This window comes from Pseudomonas sp. 2VD (assembly GCF_005503585.1).
Taxonomy (GTDB): Bacteria; Pseudomonadota; Gammaproteobacteria; order Pseudomonadales; family Pseudomonadaceae; genus Pseudomonas; species Pseudomonas aeruginosa.
Genome location: NZ_SCND01000450.1, coordinates 1 through 4,188, shown reverse-complemented (window position 1 = coordinate 4,188; position 4,188 = coordinate 1). Strand labels below are relative to the sequence as shown.

Here is a 4,188-nt window from a genome sequence, read left to right as displayed (position 1 = left end):
AGGTGTAGCAACAGCCGAAAGAGCAGCATTACCAGCGGGATATCGCGAAGGATCGTCGGCAGGTTCTGGCTTTGCAGAGACTGCAGGTTTACCGGATGGTTATCGCAGGGTAATCAATACCAAGACCGGCAACACGGAAGTGCTGGCAGCAGATGGAAAACTGTACCTGGAAACAGGCAATGGACTACAGCCAAAGGCGGGAGGAAATCTAGCGGGGCTGGTTGAGGCGGAAAAAAGTATTGCGGCTGGTAAGGAGCCAACCCGCTTCATTGATGGAGTTACGGTTGTTGATAAGAAAACCGGTAACGTCCTCCAAGGTACTGTTGATCTTGGGCCAACTCTAGATCGGATAAAGTCAGGTGGATCCTACCCTCACAAAAACGATGGTTCTATATTCCAAAATCGTGCAGGAGATTTGCCGGTTAAGCCAGCTGGCTACTATACGGAGTATGTACACCCTACCCCAGGAGTCACAGGGCCTGGAGCTCAGCGTATAGTTGTCGGAAAGGGAGGTGAGATGTACTACACTGCAGATCACTATAAGACATTTATTCCGATCAATAATTGAGGGTTACTTCATTGTCGATAAAGTATTATGAGTCGATGCCGTCATATAGTGCTGCGGAAGTGTTTTATGTGAGGGTTGACCCTGGTATATCTGTTCCGGACGAGCTATTGAAGGCTCTGTATTATTTACTGTGGTTTCCAGGGTATTTTGGGTTTAATTGGGATGCTCTGTATGATTGTTTGAATGATTTTGAGTGGATTCCCTGCAAAAAAATTGTTATTGTACATGAGCGTCTTCCAAATTTTGCAGACGAAGATTTGAAGATTTACTTGGAAATCTTGCGTGATGCAGTTGCCAGTTGGTCAGGAAGTGAAGCTCATGAGTTCGAAGTTTTCTTTCGAGAAAGTGATCAATGTAGAGTGGAAAGTATTTTAGCTAGTTAGTTGGTGCAAAAGAGCGAATAAAGGGGGCGGATTTGAATGGCACTTACTTAACCCTTTTCGGATGACCGTGTTTCTTGATCGCTGCCCGAGCAGATTGACGTGTGCAGGTCAGTAATGGGTAGGGCTTTGGCCTTCGCTTGAGGGCTCTGGGTTCAACTCGCCCGGAGCGATTGCCGACACGCTGTTGCGCGGCCAGAACCAGCAGGCCACGAAGAGTCGTACCTCCGTCAGGATCATCGTCGAATTGCCGCCACGCCAGCCATAGCTGGAGGCTGTGCTTGAAGCTCAATTCACGGAGTAGGCAGTCAGCCATCGAGGCCGATTGCGCCATGATCAGGCGAATCAGGTTGTGTGCCAGCAGGTAAATCCAGAACGGGGAAAACTTTCACTTGGACACGTGGTATTGATGGGTGGCGATAATGATACTTGATTATGAAGATGATTTGGAGCCGGTCCTTGAGTTGCACTGCGGTGACAATTCTGCCTCCTCTCTAGCGGTAGTGGTTGAGCAGCCAGTCTGGGAAAGCATAGAGAAAGGAATAGTTAACTCATTTAAGTTTGGCGGATTTGTAAGGGTAGAGGTTATTCGTCCGAAAAAATCTTTTGTTCGTCAGCTAAGTATGAAGTCTTTGCCTGGAAGTTTTAGGATAAATATACTGACTCGTTCAACTAACCCTAAAGAAGAATATCTTGAGTGGTGGGGGTTGGATGAGTCCCCTTATAGAGGGATGATAAAATTTGGTGATGATGATTTCGACTCCAGAACTGTATGTACAGATGTATCAATAGCTGAAGCGGTTTTTAAAGAGCTTTATGAAACAGGCGATCTGGATGTGGGTCTGTCTCAAATGCGTTCGCCCTGGAATCTCAAGCCATGACCACAAATAGACCACGAGCAGCAAAGGGGGCAGATTTATTTTCTGCCACTCTAAATCTAAAGGGCAGGTAGGCCTCCTCCTTTCAATAATCTCCTGCTCTTTAACAATTTACCTTTTCGGTTTAGAAGAAGAACACTGTGCAAGACCTCACTGTCGCCACATCCGCAGAGTCCTGAACCCCCGACCCGGCCATCCCTGGCGGGTCGCTCGCCGGGGCAACGTATGCGTTGCCTGGGCCTGCTGATCATAAGTTCGCAGTTGATCGGCATGCTGGCGGCTTCGACGCAGGGCGATGCGGACGCCAAGAGCTTGCAGACGGGAGCCTGGGTGGCGGGGAATGCCACCCAACACAACTACCTCAGTCATTGGCAGGAGGAGAAGAAGCGGCAGGAGGTCGATGGCTGCAAGGACAAACCGCTCTGCAAAACCGGAATAGAAGCCGAGCATAAAGGGGACAGATTTATTTTCCCTACTCTAATTCTCTGAGCAGGGAGGCTCCAGTGCAGACGCCGTAAGGAGGCTCCGCGAAGCCTAGGCAGAGGCGAGTGGTTCTACTGAACTATCCGTTTCACGTGGTTCAGTGTGGGTAAGATCGGCAGTGGTATACAGTGGGAATGAGAAATATAAATACTAGCCAAAACTAGAGTAGGAGGAATAAATCTGTCCACTTTTGGCTTATACTCTCATGACGAGTTTTTGAAGGAGTTGGGAGATGACTCAGTGGCAATTGTTAGCTGATGATTTGTGGGGGGTGAAAAAAATATATGCTTTTTGTTCATTCTGGTGCGTGCTTCTGGGTTGTGGATGATAAATTCAACTTCATCTTGGATGCGGAGAAGGACTATCGTGCATACCTTGATAAGGGTCATATAACTCAGGAGCAATATGCGTCGGCATGCATGACGTTTAGAGGTGGGGTGCTTAAACTTACTGCTGAGAATTTTTTGAAATATTTGAGGGCGGAGGAACGGTGGGTGTTGTCGCGGCAAGACCTAAAAGATATGTTTGTGTGCGGGCTTGATATGAGCGAGTCTTTGCATGGAAGAATTGAAGGTTACTATCTTTCTGGTGTTGAGTTGAGTGCAAGCTACTTTCATGACGCTAATACTGTTGCCTCTAGGCTTCCAATGTTCTATGTGAATTTCGATCGCAAAATTTACATGCATATGGACTGTAATCGGGCGCATGAAGAATTGGCTTACTCAGACTGGCTTGCTAAGTGTTCGGATTTTTGCCATTTAGTACCCGACAGGGAGAGGTATTGGGTTTTAGAGGGTATGGATTATTGGAAGTATAGATTTTTGCAATCGGCATAAGATGCAAAAGGAACTGCGAATACTGCTGAAGCCTCTATTCAAGTTCCTGGACGTGTTCAGTCACGTGTTAACTTGATGGCCGGTGGCAAGATGCGGGTTGAGCGAATAAAGGGGGCAGATTTATTTTCCCTACCCTGATTTCTGAGCAGGGAGGCTCCAGTGCAGACGCCGTAAGGAGGCTCCGCGATGCCTAGGCAGAGGCGAGTGGTTTTACTGAACTATCCGCTTTACGTGGTTCAGTGTGGGTAAGATCGGCGGTGGTATACAGTAGAAATGAGAAATATAAGCACTAGACAAAACTAGAGTAGGGAAAATAAATCTGTCCCCTTTTCCCGGATAATAGGTGGTTCTATGAATGAATTATTTGGTCAGCCATACAACGAGGCTGACCCGTGCTGGGTAGTTATGTGCTACATGGATATAATGTACTCGGATGGTAGGTTTATTAGAGCCATTGAGTGCATTGTAAATAGGTGGGGCTATAGCACGGATGGGGCGTACTGTAATTTTCCTGATGAAAACAGTCCGTTTGATGAGGAGCACTTTGAGGGGGTTGAGTTTTCTTATGGCTATCCCCCTAAGGATGAAGACGCCATTGTTGTGAGCGAGGCTGTTTGTTCTAAGTTCATTCGGCTCGCTTGTGAAAAGTATCTTCAGCGCCATCCTGAAGATACTGAGAAAGTAAAAGAGCTTTTAGATAAACTCTCTTTCTGGCCGTAAAGGGGATAGATCTGAATGGCACTTACTTAACCCTTTTGGGATGACCGTGTTTCTTGATCGCTGCCCGAGCAGATTGACGTGTGCAGGTCAGTAATAAGCATAAAGGGGGCGGACTTATTTTCACTGCTCTAGAACTAAAAGGTAGGTAGATCTTCCCCGTTCAGTAATTCCCTGTTTTTTAAAAATTTACTTTTTCGATTTTAAAAGAAGAGCACTGACCTCCCTTTCGCTACTTCCGCAGAGTCCTGAACCTCCGGCCCCGCCATCCCTGGCGGGTCGCTCGCCGGGGCAACGTATGCGTTGCCTGGAGAAGAAGGGCCTGC

Annotated in this window: 4 protein-coding genes and 3 pseudogenes; 6 read left to right on the top strand and 1 reads right to left on the bottom strand. The window is 47.4% G+C overall.

The genetic code is table 11. The features are described from left to right. Both FFS27_RS29460 and FFS27_RS29455 read left to right on the top strand, forming a co-directional pair. Positions 1-568: ribonuclease domain-containing protein (locus tag FFS27_RS29460; protein WP_256659720.1), on the top strand; the 568-nt coding region annotated here is incomplete at its 5' end. Positions 569-603: 35 nt separating this feature from the next. Next, positions 604-951: a barstar family protein gene (locus tag FFS27_RS29455; RefSeq protein WP_071537945.1), complete on the top strand. Its 348-nt coding sequence runs from the start codon at positions 604-606 to the stop codon at positions 949-951. A gap of 43 nt (positions 952-994) precedes the next feature. Here the strand turns inward: FFS27_RS29455 and FFS27_RS29450 are convergent. Continuing rightward, positions 995-1,321, bottom strand: a pseudogene (locus tag FFS27_RS29450) (IS4 family transposase); the annotation flags it as partial. 49 nt (positions 1,322-1,370) lie between these two features. Between FFS27_RS29450 and FFS27_RS29445 the strand changes: the two are divergent. The 4 genes and pseudogenes from FFS27_RS29445 (at position 1,371) to cdiI (ending at position 3,865) form a co-directional block, all read left to right on the top strand. Continuing rightward, positions 1,371-1,829, top strand: coding sequence for a DUF6911 family protein (locus FFS27_RS29445; protein WP_124122472.1), 459 nt, complete (start codon positions 1,371-1,373; stop codon positions 1,827-1,829). A 234-nt stretch (positions 1,830-2,063) separates the two neighbouring features. Further along, positions 2,064-2,273 (top strand): annotated as a pseudogene (locus tag FFS27_RS29435) (hypothetical protein); the annotation flags it as partial. 268 nt (positions 2,274-2,541) lie between these two features. Continuing rightward, a pseudogene (locus FFS27_RS29430) lies at positions 2,542-3,145 on the top strand (hypothetical protein). 351 nt (positions 3,146-3,496) lie between these two features. After that, positions 3,497-3,865, top strand: coding sequence for a ribonuclease toxin immunity protein CdiI (gene cdiI / locus FFS27_RS29425; protein ID WP_031300234.1), 369 nt, complete (start codon positions 3,497-3,499; stop codon positions 3,863-3,865). The last annotated feature ends 323 nt before the right edge of the window (positions 3,866-4,188 follow it).